Consider the following 15486-nt stretch of genomic DNA (forward strand, 5'->3'; position numbering starts at 1 on the left):
TTCGCTCAGTTTTGAGCGTGCCGACGTGGTGAAATTGGTAGACACGCCATCTTGAGGGGGTGGTGGCGCAAGCCGTGTGAGTTCGAGTCTCACCGTCGGCACCATGAATCTCGAGACGCCCGCATTTGCGGGCGTTTTCTCATCAACGCTAGTTGATCAAGTGGGGGAAAAATGCTGGAAAACTACTTCCCGGTGCTGTTGTTCATCATCCTTGGGGTAGTTATCGGCGTCGTTCCTGTTGTACTTGGCTGGGTCCTCGCGCCGCATCGTCCTGATGCGGAAAAGAATTCTCCATATGAGTGTGGCTTCGAAGCTTTCGAAGACGCGCGGATGAAATTCGACGTCCGCTACTACCTCATTGCCATCCTCTTCATCCTGTTTGATCTCGAAGTGGCATTCCTCCTGCCTTGGGCTTCGATCGTCAAGGATATTGCCGGCGCCGAGGCGCTGCGCCTGTTCGGTTTCATGGAAATGTTTGTTTTTCTGGGCATACTCGTAATCGGCTACGTCTATGTCTGGAAAAAGGGTGCGCTCGACTGGGAGTAGTTTTCCCGCGCAGCATCCGGCAGGTTCGCGTTTTGCTTGGCAGGTCCCGGTTTGTCCGGTTTGTCGCATGCGTGGGATGACCGGATGGGCAGGTCTATAGTGTCTCCCCAACTGAATTGAGGAAACCGTCGTGAGTATTGAAGGCGTCTTTCGCGAAGGCTTCGCGACGACCACGCTCGATACCGTCATCAACTGGACGCGTACCGGCTCCCTTTGGCCAATGACTTTCGGTCTGGCCTGCTGTGCAGTCGAAATGATCCATGCGGGTTGCTCCCGCTACGACCTTGACCGCTTCGGGGTCGTTTTCCGCCCCAGTCCCCGTCAGTCCGATCTGATGATCGTCGCGGGTACCCTCTGTAACAAGATGGCGCCGGCCCTGCGGCGTGTCTATGACCAGATGGCTGAGCCGCGCTGGGTGATCTCCATGGGCTCCTGTGCAAATGGCGGCGGCTACTACCACTACTCTTACTCCGTGGTGCGCGGGTGTGACCGCATTGTGCCTGTGGATGTTTACGTTCCAGGCTGTCCCCCCACAGCCGAAGCTTTGCTCTATGGCGTGATCCAGCTGCAGAACAAGATCAAGCGCACCAACACCATTGCCCGCTAAGGTTTGAAGAATGAGCTCAAGGCTTGAACGTCTGGTTGGGGCGCTGGGAACTGCGTTCGAAGGATGGGAACTTGCTCCCGTCGTGGCAGTTGACGAAGTGACTCTGGAAGTAGAAGCGGCTGAATATCTGCGCTTGGTTGAAACCTTGCGGGATCATCCCGCGTTGCGATTCGAGCAGCTGATTGATTTGTGTGGCGTTGATTATCAGACCTATGCTGCCAGTCGCCAGGGCGATCGTCGTTACGCAGCGGTACTTCATCTGCTTTCGGTAACGAACAATTGGCGTGTGCGTGTTCGTGTGTTTGCGCCAGACGACGAGTTTCCCGTCGTGTCGTCGGTGGTGAATGTCTGGCCGGCCGCCAACTGGTTTGAGCGCGAGGCATTCGATATGGTCGGCATCATGTTCGAGGGCCACCCCGATCTGCGTCGTATTCTCACCGATTATGGTTTTGTCGGTCACCCTTTCCGCAAGGATTTCCCCGTGTCGGGCTACATGGAAATGCGTTACGACCCGGAGCAGGGGCGCGTCATCTATCAACCCGTGACCATTGCACCGCGTGAAGTGACGCCGCGCATCGTGCGCGAAGACAGTTATGGAGATGTTGGCCATGGCTGAGATCCGTAACTACACGATCAACTTCGGTCCTCAGCATCCGTCCGCCCACGGCGTGCTGCGGCTGGTGCTGGAGCTCGATGGCGAAGTCGTCGAGCGCGCCGATCCGCACGTGGGGCTACTGCATCGGGGTACCGAGAAGCTTGCCGAGACGCGCACCTGGATTCAGTCTGTACCGTACATGGATCGTCTCGACTACGTGTCGATGATGTGTAACGAGCATGCCTATTGCATGGCCATCGAGAAGCTGCTCGGTCTCGAAGTGCCGTTGCGCGCGCAGTACATCCGCGTAATGTTCGACGAGATCACTCGCATCCTGAACCACCTGCTTAACATCGGTACGCATGCGCTGGACATTGGTGCGATGACGATGGTGCTTTACACGTTCCGTGAGCGTGAAGATCTCATGGATGCGTATGAAGCTGTTTCGGGTGCACGCATGCATGCGGCTTACTATCGCCCGGGCGGTGTGTATCGCGACTTGCCTGACAGCATGCCGAAGTACGAAGTCTCCAAGTTCAAAAGCGCGTCGACGGTCAAGAAGCTCAACGAGACGCGTGAGGGGTCTTTGCTCGACTTCCTAGAAGACTTTACGAATCGTTTTCCCGGGTATATCGACGAGTACCACACGCTGTTGACCGACAATCGCATCTGGAAGCAGCGCACGGTCGATATCGGCATTGTCACGCCGGAGCGCGCATTGGCCTTGGGTTTTACTGGCCCCATGCTGCGCGGTTCGGGCATCGAATGGGATTTGCGCAAGAAGCAACCTTATGAGGTCTACGACAAGGTCGACTTTGACGTGCCGGTGGGTGTGAGCGGTGACTGTTACGACCGATACCTCTGTCGCATGGAAGAGATGCGCCAGAGCAACCGCATCGTCAAGCAATGTATCGATTGGTTGCGTAAGAACCCCGGCCCTGTCATCACGGGCAACCACAAGGTGGCGCCGCCTTCACGCGAGAAGATGAAGGAAAACATGGAAGAGCTGATTCACCACTTCAAGCTCTTCACTGAAGGCATCCACGTTCCACCGGGTGAGGCGTACGCAGCGGTCGAACATCCGAAGGGGGAATTCGGTGTGTATGCCATCTCCGATGGCGCCAACAAGCCTTATCGCCTGAAGCTGCGTGCCCCAGGCTTCGCCCACCTCGCAGCCATGGATGAACTGGCGCGCGGGCACATGATTGCAGACGTTGTCGCCATCATTGGCACGATGGATATCGTGTTTGGCGAAATCGACAGGTAAGAGAAGAGCATGCTCAGCGCAGAATCCCTGAAGCAGATCGACCGCGAGGTCGCCAAGTACCCGGCAGATCAAAAGCAATCGGCCGTAATGTCCGCCTTGCGTATTGCGCAAGTCGAAAAAGGCTGGCTCGCAAATGAGACCATTGCCTTTGTGGCCGATTACCTTGGCATGCCGGCTATGGCCGCGCTCGAAGTCGCGACTTTCTACAACATGTACGACCTCAAGCCGGTCGGCCGCCACAAGATTACTGTCTGCACCAACCTGCCATGCGCGCTGTCGGGTGGAGAAGAGGCCGCCGAGTACCTGAAGGAAAAGCTTGGCATCGGTTTCAACGAAACTACGGCCGACGGCAACTTTACGCTCAAAGAAGGCGAGTGCATGGGGGCCTGCGGTGACGCGCCTGTGATTCTCGACAACAACCATCGCATGTGCTGCAAGATGGATCGTGCCCGCATTGATGCACTCATTACGGAGCTGTCCAAATGAGCGAGACGACGAGCTTGCCGAGTGGACACGGCATCATCCTCGATGGCATCGCCAGTGAATCGACCTGGCGTCTGGCCGACTACGTCAAGCGTGGTGGCTATGACGCGCTGAAGAAAATCATCGCCAACAAGATCACGCCCGACGAGATCATTGCTGAACTAAAGAAGTCGGCACTGCGTGGTCGTGGCGGTGCGGGCTTTCCGACGGGTTTGAAGTGGAGCTTCATGCCGCGTGCTTTCCCCGGTGCGAAGTACGTGGTCTGTAACTCGGACGAGGGCGAGCCCGGTACTTTCAAGGATCGTGACATTCTGCGTTACAACCCGCACACGGTCATCGAGGGCATGATCATTGCCGGTTACGCGATGACCAGTGGTGTGGGCTACAACTACATTCACGGCGAAGTGTTCGACGTTTACCAGCGTTTTGAAGAAGCGCTGGACGAAGCGCGCGCAGCGGGTCTGCTGGGCCAGAACATTCTCGGTTCGGATTTCAGTTTCGAGCTGTATGCGCACCATGGTTACGGCGCCTACATCTGCGGCGAAGAAACCGCGCTGCTCGAGTCGCTGGAAGGCAAGAAGGGCCAGCCGCGCTTCAAGCCGCCGTTTCCGGCGAGCTTCGGCCTGTATGGCAAGCCGACCACGATCAACAACACCGAGACCTTTGCATCGGTGCCTTTCATCATCCGCGAGGGCGGCGACAAGTTCCTGGAGCTGGGCAAACCCAATAACGGCGGCACCAAATTGTTCTCGGTGTCGGGCCATGTGAACAAGCCAGGCAACTACGAGATTCCACTGGGTACGCCGTTTGCTACGCTGCTCGAAATGGCCGGTGGCATGCGTGGTGGCCGCAAGCTCAAGGCGGTGATTCCCGGTGGTTCCTCCGCGCCGGTGATCCCTGCGCACATCATGATGGACCTGACGATGGACTACGATGCCATCTCGAAGGCTGGCTCCATGTTGGGTTCGGGAGCGGTTATCGTGATGGACGAGACGACCTGCATGGTCAAGGCACTCGAACGTCTGGCCTACTTCTATCACGAAGAGTCCTGCGGCCAGTGCACGCCTTGCCGCGAAGGCACGGGCTGGCTGTACCGCATCATTCACCGCATCGAACATGGTCTGGGCCGAGAGGAAGACCTCGCTGTGCTTGATAACGTGGCCGAGAACATCATGGGCCGTACCATCTGCGCGCTGGGTGATGCCGCAGCGATGCCGGTTCGCAGCTTCATCAAGCATTTCCGCGACGAGTTCCAGTATCACGTCGATAACAAGCGTTGCGTTGTTCCAGTGGAAACGCAGCGCGACGGCAGCAAGATTTACGTGGGCTGATCACAGATGCTAGAGATCGAAATTGACGGGCAGAAGATCGAGGTCGCCGATGGCAGCACCGTGATGGATGCCGCCAACAAGGTTGGTGCCTACATTCCGCACTTCTGCTATCACAAGAAACTGTCCATTGCGGCCAACTGCCGCATGTGTCTGGTTGATGTCGAGAAGGCTCCGAAGGCATTGCCGGCCTGTGCGACGCCGGTGACGCCGGGCATGAAGGTGACGACCCATTCCGACAAGGCCGTGAAGGCGCAGAAGTCGGTGATGGAGTTCCTGCTTATTAACCACCCGCTGGATTGCCCGATTTGCGATCAGGGTGGGGAATGTCAGCTGCAGGATCTGGCTGTCGGTTATGGCGGTTCCGCATCGCGCTACAAGGAAGAAAAGCGCGTCGTCTTCAACAAAAACCTCGGTGCGCTGATCAATACCGACATGACGCGCTGCATCCACTGTACGCGCTGCGTGCGTTTCGGTCAGGAAATCTCCGGGATCATGGAACTGGGCATGGCTGGCCGTGGCGAGCATTCCGAGATCCAGGCTTTCGTCGACCGCACGGTCGACTCTGAACTGTCCGGCAATGCCATCGACCTTTGCCCGGTCGGCGCGCTGACCTCAAAACCGTTCCGCTTCGCCGCGCGTACTTGGGAGCTGGCTCGCCGTCGTTCGGTAAGCCCGCACGATTCGCTTGGTGCAAACCTTATCGTACAGACCAAGCATGACGTCGTGATGCGCGTGCTGCCGTTCGAGAACGAAGCTGTCAATGAGTGCTGGCTGTCTGACAAGGACCGTTTCTCCTACGAAGGTCTCACTGCAGCTGATCGCTTGACTCAACCCCGCATCAAGCACGGCGGCGAGTGGCATGACGTGGACTGGCCCACGGCGCTGGACTATGTCACCAAGACCCTGCGTGGCATCGTTGCAGATCATGATGCCAGCAATGTCGGTGCGCTGCTGTCTCCGCACAGCACACTGGAGGAGTTGTATCTCGCACAGAAACTGGTGCGCGGCCTGGGCAGCGACAAGCTGGACTTCCGCCTGCGTCAGCGCGACTTCTCGCTGGATGGCAAGCTGGCTGGTGCCCCCTGGCTGGGCATGAAGGTCGCCGACGTGTCGACGCTGGACGCAACGCTGGTGATCGGCAGCTTCCTTCGCAAGGATCATCCGCTGCTGGCACAACGCCTGCGCCAGTCGGTGCGGCATTGGGGCAAGCTTGCTCGTGTACACGTAGCGCGCGAAGACTGGCTGATCCCCGTTGAAGCTGAGTCCATCGTTGCTCCGTCGGCCATGGTCGATGCGCTGGCCGCGGTGCTGAGCGCTCAGTTGAAACTGAAGGGGGCTGCTGCACCCGAATCTTGTGCTGCGCTGCTGGGCAGCGTCAGCGTGACCTCCGAAGCTGAGGCCATCGCCGAAATGCTGGATGGTGGCGAGAAGCGCGCCGTGTTGTTGGGCAACCTCGCTGTACAACATCCGCAGTACGCTACTTTGCATTTGTTGGCGCAGGAAATTTCAAGGTTGGCTGGTGCCAGCTTTGGCGTAATCGGTGAAGCAGCGAATTCGGTGGGGGGCTACCTTGCCAACGCGTTGTCGTTGGGTAGTGCCAACACACGCAGCATCATTGCCGACAAGCTGCGTGCCTACATCGTCATGGGCGCTGAGCCCGAGCTCGATTGCGCAAACGGTGTCGCTGCACGTGCTGCGCTGGATGCTGCGGCATCGGTTATCTATCTCGGTAGTTTCGTCGGTAAGGCTGCCGAGTACGCAGACGTGATGCTTCCCGTTGCGCCTTTCACTGAAACCTCTGGCAGCTTCGTTAATGCGGAAGGTCTGGTCCAGTCGTTCAATGCGGTGGCCAAGCCGACGGGCGAAACCCGCCCCGGCTGGAAGGTGCTGCGCGTGCTGGGCAACATGCTCGGCATCGAAGGATTCGAGCAGAACAGCAGCGAGGATGTGCGCAACGAAGTACTCGCACTGGGTGAGCCGGCCGCGCGCCTTGGCAATGCCGTGACGGGCGTTGTCGCCGCTGCATCCAAGGCACAGACTGGTCTGCAACGTGTGGCCGATGTGCCCATCCACTTCGCCGATCCGTTGGCGCGCCGTGCAACAGCATTGCAGAAGACGCGTGACAGTGCATTGCCGGTAGCACGCTTTGCGGCCTCGACCCTTGCAGGCATTGGTGCAGAAGATGGCATGCCGGTCGCAGTGCGCTCAACCCAAGGCGATGTCGTGCTCAAAGCGCGTGTCGACGACACGCTGCCAGCGGGTGTCGTGCGCATCCCGGCTGCGCACGCCAGCACGGTGGCATTGGGTGACCTGTTCAGCGAACTGACGGTGGAGCGCGCCTGATGATCGAGAACCTGCTCCTCTCGTTGCTGCTGACCGTGACGGGCTTCGTCGGCCTTCCTGAAGCATGGATCCATACCGTATGGCCCTTGCTGTGGACCCTGTTGAAGATCATCGTCATCGTGATCCCCATCTTCGGCTGTGTCGCGTACCTGACTCTTGCTGAGCGCAAGGTCATCGGTTACATCCAGGTCCGTATCGGTCCGAACCGCGTCGGCCCATTGGGTTTGCTGCAACCTGTGGCTGACGGCCTGAAGCTGTTGTTCAAGGAAGTCATCGTACCGTCGCAGTCCAACAAGGGCCTCTTCCTGCTTGCGCCAGTGCTGGCGCTGGCGCCTGCGCTGGCCGCCTGGGCCGTGGTGCCGTTCTCGGATACCTTGCTTCTGGCCGACGTTAACGCCGGCATGCTTTACTTGATGGCGATTACGTCATTCGGGGTGTATGGCGTGATCATCGCAGGCTGGGCCTCGAACTCGAAGTACGCATTCCTTGGTGCGATGCGCTCGGCCGCACAGATGGTGTCGTACGAACTCTCGATGGGCTTTGCGCTGGTATGCGTGCTGATGGTATCGGGCTCGTTGAATCTGTCCGATATCGTCGGTGGGCAAGGGCAGGGCTGGTTTGCTGATCGCGGCCTCGGCTTCATGTCATGGAACTGGTTGCCGTTGCTGCCCATGTTCGTGGTCTATCTGATCTCGGGTGTTGCAGAAACAAACCGCGCACCGTTCGACGTGGTCGAAGGCGAGTCGGAAATCGTCGCAGGCCATATGGTCGAATACTCCGGCATGGCTTTCGCGCTGTTCTTCCTCGCCGAGTACGCGAACATGATTCTCGTCTCGGCGCTCACTGCGACTTTCTTCCTCGGTGGGTGGTTGTCACCGACGAAGTTTCTGCCTGACGGCTTCTTCTGGCTGGCAGCCAAGACTTCTTTCATCCTCTTCTTGTTCCTGTGGTTCCGTGCGACGTTCCCTCGCTTCCGTTATGACCAGATCATGCGTCTGGGCTGGAAGGTGTTCATTCCGGTGTGCCTGCTGTGGGTGATGGTCACCGGTGTCTGGATCATGTCGCCGTTCTCCATCTGGCGTTAGGAAACATCATGGGTGCAGTCAAAGAGTTTTTCGGCACGGTGGTTCTGCTTGAACTGCTCAAGGGCATGGCGCTTACCGGGCGTCACATGTTCGCGCGCAAGATAACCGTCCAGTTCCCTGAAGAGAAAACGCCTCAGAGCCCGCGCTTCCGTGGCCTGCATGCATTGCGTCGCTACCCTAACGGGGAAGAGCGCTGCATTGCCTGCAAGCTTTGCGAAGCTGTTTGCCCGGCGATGGCGATCACGATTGAGTCAGCGCAGCGTGACGACGGTTCACGCCGCACGACGCGGTACGACATCGACCTGACCAAGTGCATTTTCTGTGGATTCTGCGAAGAGGCGTGCCCGGTGGATGCGATCGTCGAAACCCGTGTGTTCGAGTACCACGGTGAGCAACGAGGCGACCTGTACTACACCAAGAACATGCTGCTTGCCGTCGGTGAGCGCTACGAAGAGCAGATAGCGAAAGACCGCGCTGTCGAGGCGCAGTACCGCTGAGAGAACACATGGAAATCTCGACCCTTCTTTTCTACGCCTTCGCCACGGTCCTCGTAATTTCCGGGCTACTGGTCATCACGGCGAAAAACCCAGTGCATGCTGCGCTGTTCCTCGTTCTGGCGTTCGTGACCTCGGGCTGCATCTGGATGCTGATGCACGCCGAGTTCCTGGCCATAGCGATCGTGCTCATCTATGTGGGAGCGGTGATGGTCCTGTTCCTCTTCGTGGTCATGATGCTGGACATCAACATTGACCGAATCCGCGAAGGGTTCTGGCGCTACCTCCCCGTGGGGTTGCTCGTCGCGCTGGTGATGGTCGCGGAAATGGCTGCCGTTCTGAACAAGCCCTATTTCCAGCTGGCTGAAGTACCCCAGCCCGCTGCACCTGCCGCAACCCATAGCAACACGCAGGAACTTGCTCAGCAACTCTTTACTCAATACGCCTATCCCTTCGAAATCGCGTCACTGATTCTGCTGGTCTCGATGATCGCTGCCGTTGCGTTGACGTATCGCCGCCGTCAGGGGCTCAAGTACGTTAATCCAGCGGATCAGATTGCGGTCAAGGCAGCGGATCGCATGCGCATCGTGAGCATTCCCGTCGAGCCCGGTGTGGCCACGAGCTTGTCGCCGAAAGAGGGGGAGTAACCATGTTGCCCTTGTCCCATGTGCTCGTCCTGGGCGCCATCCTGTTTGCGATCAGCGTGGTCGGGATTTTCTTGAACCGCAAGAATCTCATCGTGCTCTTGATGGCCATCGAACTGATGTTGCTGGCCGTGAACATGAATTTCGTGGCTTTCTCGTCCTACTTCCAGGACCCCGATGGCCAGCTCTTCGTTTTTTTCATCCTGACCGTTGCCGCTGCCGAGTCAGCCATCGGTCTTGCGATCCTCGTGGTGCTGTTCCGCAACATGCGTTCGATTCACGTCGATGATCTGGACAGCCTGAAGGGTTGATGATGAGCGCCATGCAGAAACTCTATCTCCTCGTTCCCCTCGCGCCGCTGGCGGGTTCTGTTATCGCCGGGCTTTTCGGTCGTGTCATCGGTCGTACCGCGGCGCACGTCGTGACGATCCTTGGCGTTCTCGTAGCCCTTATCGCGTCGCTGATCATTTTCGACGACGTGCAGGCCGGCAACACCTTCAATGGTGCGCTCTATACCTGGGCTACCAGCGGTGGCATCAAGTTTGAGGTCGGCTTCCTCATTGACCAGCTGACAGTGATGATGATGCTCGTCGTGACCTTCGTGTCGCTGATGGTTCACATCTACACCATCGGCTACATGTCCGAAGACCCTGGCTATCAGCGCTTCTTCAGCTACATCTCGTTGTTCACCTTCTCGATGCTCATGCTGGTCATGAGCAACAACTTCCTGCAGCTGTTCTTCGGATGGGAAGCGGTGGGTCTCGTGTCTTATCTGCTGATCGGTTTCTGGTACACGCGTCCGACGGCGATCTACGCCAACCTCAAGGCCTTCCTCGTCAACCGCGTGGGTGATTTCGGTTTTCTACTGGGCATTGGCCTGATCGCCGCGTTCGCAGGTTCGCTGGATTACGCAACGGTGTTCGCAAAGGCGTCCGAACTTGCGAAGCTGGAAGTGCCTGCTACGGGTTGGCCGCTCATGACGGCAATCTGTGTGTGCTTGTTCATCGGTGCGATGGGGAAGTCGGCGCAGGTGCCGCTGCATGTCTGGCTTCCCGATTCGATGGAAGGTCCGACACCGATTTCAGCCCTGATCCATGCCGCAACCATGGTGACTGCCGGCATCTTCATGGTGACGCGCATGTCGCCGCTGTTCGAGATGTCCGATGCGGCGCTGTCCTTTGTCCTGGTGATCGGCGCAACGACGGCATTGTTCATGGGCTTCCTAGGTATCGTGCAGCACGACATCAAGCGTGTGGTTGCCTATTCCACGCTTTCGCAGCTGGGTTACATGACCGTTGCGTTGGGCGTGTCGGCCTATCCGGCTGCCGTGTTCCATCTCATGACCCACGCCTTCTTCAAGGCGCTGCTGTTCCTCGGTGCCGGCTCGGTCATTATCGGCATGCACCACGATCAGGACATGCGCAACATGGGTGGCCTGCGCAAGTACATGAAGATCACGTGGATTACGTCTCTGCTGGGCTCGCTGGCGCTGATCGGTTTCCCTTTCCTGTCCGGCTTCTACTCGAAGGATTCGATCATTGAAGCAGTAGCAGAGTCGCATCGTTGGGGTTCGAGCTATGCCTATTTCTGCGTGATCCTCGGTGTGTTCATCACGGCTTTCTACTCGTTCCGCATGTACTTCCTCGTCTTTCACGGGGAGGAGCGTTTCGGCAAGGCGCATGAGCATCACGATCATGCGCACGACACTGAACATGCTGACGAGCATCAGGATGATGACCACGATGAGGATCGTCACCATGGCCTGGCGCCGGGTCAGAAGCCTCATGAGTCGCCATGGGTTGTCACGATGCCGCTCGTGTTGCTCGCCATTCCCTCTGTGGCCATCGGTTTCTTCACCATCGATCCGATGCTGTTCGGCGAATGGTTCAAGGGTGTTGTGACCATCGCCGAAGCGAACAACGTACTGGGCGAGCTGGCCCATGAGTTCCATGGACCGGTTGGCATGGCCCTGCATGGTCTGACTTCGCTGCCGTTCTGGTTGGCCATGGGCGGTGTGGCGCTGGCGTGGTTCTTCTACCTCAAACGTCCTGACATCCCCGCTGCGATCCAGAACCGGTTTGCTGGTCTCCATCGTCTGCTCGAGAACAAGTACTACTTCGACCGCTTCAACGAGATCGTGTTTGCTGCCGGTGCGCGCGCACTGGGACGTGGCCTCTGGAAGGCTGGTGACCAGACCGTGATCGATGGCGTACTGGTCAATGGTTCGGCCGCTGCGATAGGTTGGTTGTCACGCGCCTCGCGCCTCGTGCAGACCGGCTATGTCTATACCTATGCCTTCTGGGTGATTCTCGGCGTTGCAACCCTGCTGGTTTGGATGTTCCCGCAGACATGGTTGAGCCGTTTGCTGGGCGCACTGGCCTGAGCCCCATACAAGAATGACGGAAAACGTGATGACCGCTGTGCCTTACCTCAGTCTCTCGATATGGATACCGATTTTCGGCGGCTTGCTGGCCCTGTGCACCGGCGGTGACCGCAATGCGCAGGTCGCCCGCTTCATTGCCCTGGTAGCGGCCTTGGCCGGATTGGCTGTCGCAGTCCCCCTGTTCACGCATTTCGATGCGAGCAGCGCAGCCATGCAGTTCGAGGAACATGCCGCATGGATTCCATACATCCGCATCAATTACAGCCTTGGTGTTGATGGCATTTCGATGCCTTTCGTGGTGCTCAACAGCTTCATTACCCTGATTGTGGTGGTCGCTGGCTGGGAGGTTATCCAGAACAAGGTGTCGCAGTACATGGCAGCCTTCCTGATCATGTCGGGTCTGCTCAACGGCATCTTCTCTTCAATGGACGCGGTGCTCTTCTACGTGTTCTTTGAGGCCTCGCTGATTCCGCTGTACCTGATCATCGGTATCTGGGGTGGCGCCAACCGTGTGTATGCGGCCTTCAAGTTCTTCCTTTACACGCTGCTCGGCTCGCTGCTGATGCTGGTTGCTTTCATCTACCTCTTCATTCATTCCGGTGGCAGTTTCAATATTCAGGACTGGCATGAACTCAGTCTGGGTCTGACTGCACAGAAGTGGATCTTCTGGGCCTTCCTGCTGTCATTCGCGGTCAAGGTGCCGATGTGGCCCGTGCATACCTGGTTGCCGGACGCTCACGTCGAGGCTCCGACCGGGGGCTCAGTGGTGCTGGCAGCGATTGGTCTCAAGTTGGGCGCGTATGGTTTCCTGCGGTTCTCGCTGCCCGTGGTGCCGGATGCCAGCCAATACTTCGCACCGCTGATGATCACACTGTCGCTCATTGCGGTGATTTACATCGGCTTCGTCGCGCTGGTGCAGACCGATATGAAGAAGCTCGTGGCTTATTCGTCGATCTCGCACATGGGTTTTGTGACGCTGGGCTTCTTCATGTTCAATGCACTGGGGATCGAAGGCGCACTGGTGCAGATGATTTCTCACGGCTTCGTATCTGGCGCGATGTTCCTGTGCATCGGCGTACTCTACGACCGCATGCACAGCCGTCAGATTGCTGACTACGGTGGCGTGGTCAATACCATGCCCAAGTTTGCAGCGTTTTTCATGCTCTTCGCGATGGCCAACTCCGGCTTGCCGGGCACCAGCGGTTTCGTCGGCGAGTTCATGGTAGCGCTGGGTGCCGTGCAGTTTGATTTCTGGGTTGGCTTCGCCGCGGCAACAACCCTTATCGTGGGTGCTGCGTATACCTTGTGGATGTACAAGCGTGTGGTGTTCGGCGCGGTTGCCAATCCGCATGTTTCCGAGCTGACGGACATCAATCGTCGAGAGTTCGTCTTCCTGGCCGTGCTGGCTATCTGCGTGCTGGTCATGGGCCTCTATCCGGCGCCGGTGACCGACGTGATGCATGCCTCGGTCGACCAGCTGCTCAAGCACGTGGCTGCTGGCAAGCTCTGACCGGAAATATCCCACAGTACTCAGGCATATTGACCAGGACCTCGCCCGACAGGCAAAAAATGGAATTCCAGATCCCAGATTTCTACCCCGCACTGACCGAGATTTTCCTCTCGTCTGCTGCCTTGCTCATTCTGCTGATCGTCTCGTTCGTGCGTCAGGGGGCGGGGCAGGTTGCCTATAAGCTTTCGCAGGTATCGCTGATTATCGCCGCGGTGCTTGCGGCGTCGCCCATCCTGATCAATATCGATTTCGGCTTGATGTTCGGTGGAGAGAGCTGGACTCTGGATGGAGCCGGCATTACTTTCGGACAGCAGTGCGCCACGTCGGGCAAGATGTGCTTCACCTTTGGTCAGATGTTCGTCAATGACGGATTGGCTATCGTACTCAAGCCCCTGGCATTGATCGCAGTGTCCCTGTCCTTGCTGTACGGTCGTCGCTACGTCAGTGACCGTCGTCTGGATACGGCCGAGTACTATCTGCTTGTGCTTTTCAGTGCCCTGGGCATCCTGGTAATGATCTCGGCAGGCAGTTTGCTGACCATCTACCTCGGCCTGGAAATGCTGTCGCTGTCGTCCTACGCACTCGTGGCGATAAACCGAGATTCCGTGCAATCCACTGAAGCGGGCATGAAGTATTTCGTGCTTGGCGCACTGGCCTCGGGTCTGCTCCTTTATGGCATCTCGATGGTTTACGGTGCTACGCAGACGCTCAACATCATCGACGTCGCACGTGCGCTCGTCGAACAACAGGCGAACAACACCATCATGGTGTTCGGCATGGTCTTCGTTGTGGCGGGCGTGGCCTTCAAGCTTGGCGCGGCGCCTTTCCATATGTGGATTCCGGACGTCTATCAGGGTGCGCCGACCTCGGTGACGCTGCTGCTGGGCGCAGCCCCCAAGCTGGCTGCATTTGCCATGGCCTTCCGCATGATCGCCATCGCCTTCTGGGCCTTCGCCGAGCAATGGCAACACATGCTTATGCTGCTCGCTGCAGCGTCCATCGTGCTTGGCAATGTCGCGGCTATTGCGCAAACCAACATCAAGCGCATGCTGGCCTATTCGGCGATTTCGCACATGGGTTTCATGCTGCTGGGTCTCACTTCGGGCGTCGTCAATGGGGATAGCTACCATGCCGGCAATGCCTATGCGGCATCCTTGTTTTACGTCGTAACCTACGTGCTGACGACGCTCGCCGCGTTCGGCATCCTCATGTTGATGACGCGCTCGGGCTTCGAGGCCGAGAATATCGACGACTTCAAGGGTCTCAATCGCCGTAGTAGCTGGTGGGCCGGGATGATGGCCGTCGTGATGTTCTCGATGGCGGGTATTCCCTTCTTCGTCGGCTTCTTCGCCAAGTTTCTGGTATTGCAGTTCGTGGTGGCAACCGATCATCTGTGGCTGGCTGTGCTGGCCGTAATGATGTCGTTGGTGGGGGCGTTCTACTACCTGCGTGTCGTCAAGCTGATGTTCTTTGATGAGCCCGTCGAGACCGCCCCGATCATGGGTGGCATCGGCGTCAAGATTGCCCTGTCGCTCAATGTCCTGATGCTTGCTGTGCTCGGTCTGTTCCCGCACCTCTCGATGAGTATCCTCAGTATCGTGATGAATGGTTCGTTCTGAAGTGTCGATTCCGTACGGAGATCATCTCGACGAGATCGGGATAAGCAGTGAGCAGTTGTTCGACGGCTACATGCTGAAAGCCTGGCGCGATGGGGTGAAGCTGCCGGACGGCAGCGAATCGGTGCGCGAGTACATCCGTCACCAGGGCGCTTGCGTCATCATTCCCGAGTTACGCCCCGGCGTGTTCGTCATGGAACGCCAGTTCCGCTACCCCATTGGCCGCCCGATGGTGGAATTCCCGGCGGGCAAGCTTGATCCGGATGAAACCGAACTGGCCTGTGCCCAGCGCGAGTTGCTGGAAGAAACGGGCTATCGCGCGGGCCGTTGGCAACACATCGCCACACTGCACCCCTGTATCGCGTATTCCAGCGAACGCATTGAAGTCTTTCTGGCACAGGATCTGCAATTCGAAGGCCAACGTCTCGATCCCGGCGAGTTTCTGGATGTCTTCGAGATGACGATTGAAGATGCGGAGCAGGGCGTTCTTGATGGCCTGATTACGGACGCCAAGACGATTTCCTGCTTGTTCTGGGCACGCAAAATTCTTCAGACTGGGCGCACTTGAGCTGGGCAAGCCCT

At 58.0% G+C, this 15486-nt stretch carries 15 protein-coding genes and 1 tRNA gene; all 16 read left to right on the top strand.

Annotated features, from left to right (window positions below; all coding sequences use genetic code 11):
• The first annotated feature begins 19 nt into the window (after positions 1-19).
• The 16 genes from ABEA02_RS01955 to ABEA02_RS02030 all read left to right on the top strand — a co-directional run bounded on the left by ABEA02_RS01955 (position 20) and on the right by ABEA02_RS02030 (position 15472).
• Positions 20-104 (top strand) — tRNA-Leu (locus tag ABEA02_RS01955).
• 67 nt (positions 105-171) lie between these two features.
• Positions 172-546 (top strand): NADH-quinone oxidoreductase subunit A, encoded by a 375-nt coding sequence (ndhC, locus tag ABEA02_RS01960; RefSeq protein WP_345531142.1) that lies wholly within the window; start codon positions 172-174, stop codon positions 544-546.
• 130 nt (positions 547-676) lie between these two features.
• Positions 677-1153, top strand: coding sequence for a NuoB/complex I 20 kDa subunit family protein (locus ABEA02_RS01965; RefSeq protein WP_345531143.1), 477 nt, complete (start codon positions 677-679; stop codon positions 1151-1153).
• Between the two features lie 10 nt (positions 1154-1163).
• Positions 1164-1769: an NADH-quinone oxidoreductase subunit C gene (locus tag ABEA02_RS01970; RefSeq protein ID WP_345531144.1), complete on the top strand. Its 606-nt coding sequence runs from the start codon at positions 1164-1166 to the stop codon at positions 1767-1769.
• The gene (locus ABEA02_RS01975) at positions 1762-3015 is read left to right on the top strand and encodes an NADH-quinone oxidoreductase subunit D (RefSeq protein WP_345531145.1); all 1254 of its coding nucleotides are present in this window, start codon (positions 1762-1764) and stop codon (positions 3013-3015) included. Before ABEA02_RS01970 ends, ABEA02_RS01975 begins: the two co-directional genes overlap by 8 nt.
• A 9-nt stretch (positions 3016-3024) precedes the next feature.
• Positions 3025-3501 carry an NADH-quinone oxidoreductase subunit NuoE gene (nuoE, locus tag ABEA02_RS01980; RefSeq protein ID WP_345531146.1) on the top strand — a complete coding sequence of 159 codons (477 nt, stop codon included), beginning with the start codon at positions 3025-3027 and terminating at the stop codon, positions 3499-3501.
• The gene (gene nuoF / locus ABEA02_RS01985) at positions 3498-4829 is read left to right on the top strand and encodes an NADH-quinone oxidoreductase subunit NuoF (protein WP_345531147.1); all 1332 of its coding nucleotides are present in this window, start codon (positions 3498-3500) and stop codon (positions 4827-4829) included. The genes nuoE and nuoF overlap by 4 nt, the downstream gene beginning before the upstream one ends.
• A gap of 6 nt (positions 4830-4835) precedes the next feature.
• The gene (gene nuoG, locus ABEA02_RS01990; RefSeq protein ID WP_345531148.1) at positions 4836-7172 is read left to right on the top strand and encodes an NADH-quinone oxidoreductase subunit NuoG; all 2337 of its coding nucleotides are present in this window, start codon (positions 4836-4838) and stop codon (positions 7170-7172) included.
• A complete protein-coding gene (gene nuoH, locus ABEA02_RS01995) occupies positions 7172-8257 on the top strand; it encodes an NADH-quinone oxidoreductase subunit NuoH (protein ID WP_345531149.1) in 1086 nt (361 codons plus the stop codon). Before nuoG ends, nuoH begins: the two co-directional genes overlap by 1 nt.
• Positions 8258-8265: 8 nt before the next feature.
• Positions 8266-8754 (top strand): NADH-quinone oxidoreductase subunit NuoI, encoded by a 489-nt coding sequence (gene nuoI, locus ABEA02_RS02000; RefSeq protein ID WP_345531150.1) that lies wholly within the window; start codon positions 8266-8268, stop codon positions 8752-8754.
• Positions 8755-8762: 8 nt separating this feature from the next.
• Positions 8763-9398 (top strand): NADH-quinone oxidoreductase subunit J, encoded by a 636-nt coding sequence (locus ABEA02_RS02005; RefSeq protein WP_345531151.1) that lies wholly within the window; start codon positions 8763-8765, stop codon positions 9396-9398.
• Positions 9399-9400: 2 nt separating this feature from the next.
• The gene (gene nuoK / locus ABEA02_RS02010; RefSeq protein WP_345531152.1) at positions 9401-9706 is read left to right on the top strand and encodes an NADH-quinone oxidoreductase subunit NuoK; all 306 of its coding nucleotides are present in this window, start codon (positions 9401-9403) and stop codon (positions 9704-9706) included.
• A gap of 2 nt (positions 9707-9708) precedes the next feature.
• Positions 9709-11778, top strand: coding sequence for an NADH-quinone oxidoreductase subunit L (nuoL, locus tag ABEA02_RS02015; RefSeq protein WP_345531153.1), 2070 nt, complete (start codon positions 9709-9711; stop codon positions 11776-11778).
• A 28-nt stretch (positions 11779-11806) separates the two neighbouring features.
• Positions 11807-13288, top strand: a complete 1482-nt coding sequence (locus ABEA02_RS02020; protein ID WP_345531154.1) for an NADH-quinone oxidoreductase subunit M — start codon at positions 11807-11809, stop codon at positions 13286-13288.
• Positions 13289-13347: 59 nt separating this feature from the next.
• Positions 13348-14907: an NADH-quinone oxidoreductase subunit NuoN gene (gene nuoN / locus ABEA02_RS02025; RefSeq protein WP_345531155.1), complete on the top strand. Its 1560-nt coding sequence runs from the start codon at positions 13348-13350 to the stop codon at positions 14905-14907.
• Complete coding sequence (locus tag ABEA02_RS02030) at positions 14894-15472, top strand: NUDIX domain-containing protein (RefSeq protein WP_345531156.1); 579 nt, start codon at positions 14894-14896, stop codon at positions 15470-15472. Before nuoN ends, ABEA02_RS02030 begins: the two co-directional genes overlap by 14 nt.
• The last annotated feature ends 14 nt before the right edge of the window (positions 15473-15486 follow it).

It is taken from the genome of Viridibacterium curvum (genome assembly GCF_039544165.1).
Lineage (GTDB): Bacteria > Pseudomonadota > Gammaproteobacteria > Burkholderiales > Rhodocyclaceae > Viridibacterium > Viridibacterium curvum.

What these genes read in the sequence shown, in the direction of transcription:
- ndhC (WP_345531142.1), top strand. Translation starts at nt 172, where the DNA reads ATGCTGGAAAACTACTTCCCGGTGCTGTTGTTCATCATCCTTGGGGTA.
- ABEA02_RS01970 (WP_345531144.1), top strand. Translation starts at nt 1,164, where the DNA reads ATGAGCTCAAGGCTTGAACGTCTGGTTGGGGCGCTGGGAACTGCGTTC.
- ABEA02_RS01975 (WP_345531145.1), top strand. Translation starts at nt 1,762, where the DNA reads ATGGCTGAGATCCGTAACTACACGATCAACTTCGGTCCTCAGCATCCG.
- nuoE (WP_345531146.1), top strand. Translation starts at nt 3,025, where the DNA reads ATGCTCAGCGCAGAATCCCTGAAGCAGATCGACCGCGAGGTCGCCAAG.
- nuoF (WP_345531147.1), top strand. Translation starts at nt 3,498, where the DNA reads ATGAGCGAGACGACGAGCTTGCCGAGTGGACACGGCATCATCCTCGAT.
- nuoG (WP_345531148.1), top strand. Translation starts at nt 4,836, where the DNA reads ATGCTAGAGATCGAAATTGACGGGCAGAAGATCGAGGTCGCCGATGGC.
- nuoH (WP_345531149.1), top strand. Translation starts at nt 7,172, where the DNA reads ATGATCGAGAACCTGCTCCTCTCGTTGCTGCTGACCGTGACGGGCTTC.
- nuoI (WP_345531150.1), top strand. Translation starts at nt 8,266, where the DNA reads ATGGGTGCAGTCAAAGAGTTTTTCGGCACGGTGGTTCTGCTTGAACTG.
- ABEA02_RS02005 (WP_345531151.1), top strand. Translation starts at nt 8,763, where the DNA reads ATGGAAATCTCGACCCTTCTTTTCTACGCCTTCGCCACGGTCCTCGTA.
- nuoK (WP_345531152.1), top strand. Translation starts at nt 9,401, where the DNA reads ATGTTGCCCTTGTCCCATGTGCTCGTCCTGGGCGCCATCCTGTTTGCG.
- nuoL (WP_345531153.1), top strand. Translation starts at nt 9,709, where the DNA reads ATGAGCGCCATGCAGAAACTCTATCTCCTCGTTCCCCTCGCGCCGCTG.
- ABEA02_RS02020 (WP_345531154.1), top strand. Translation starts at nt 11,807, where the DNA reads ATGACCGCTGTGCCTTACCTCAGTCTCTCGATATGGATACCGATTTTC.
- nuoN (WP_345531155.1), top strand. Translation starts at nt 13,348, where the DNA reads ATGGAATTCCAGATCCCAGATTTCTACCCCGCACTGACCGAGATTTTC.
- ABEA02_RS02030 (WP_345531156.1), top strand. Translation starts at nt 14,894, where the DNA reads ATGGTTCGTTCTGAAGTGTCGATTCCGTACGGAGATCATCTCGACGAG.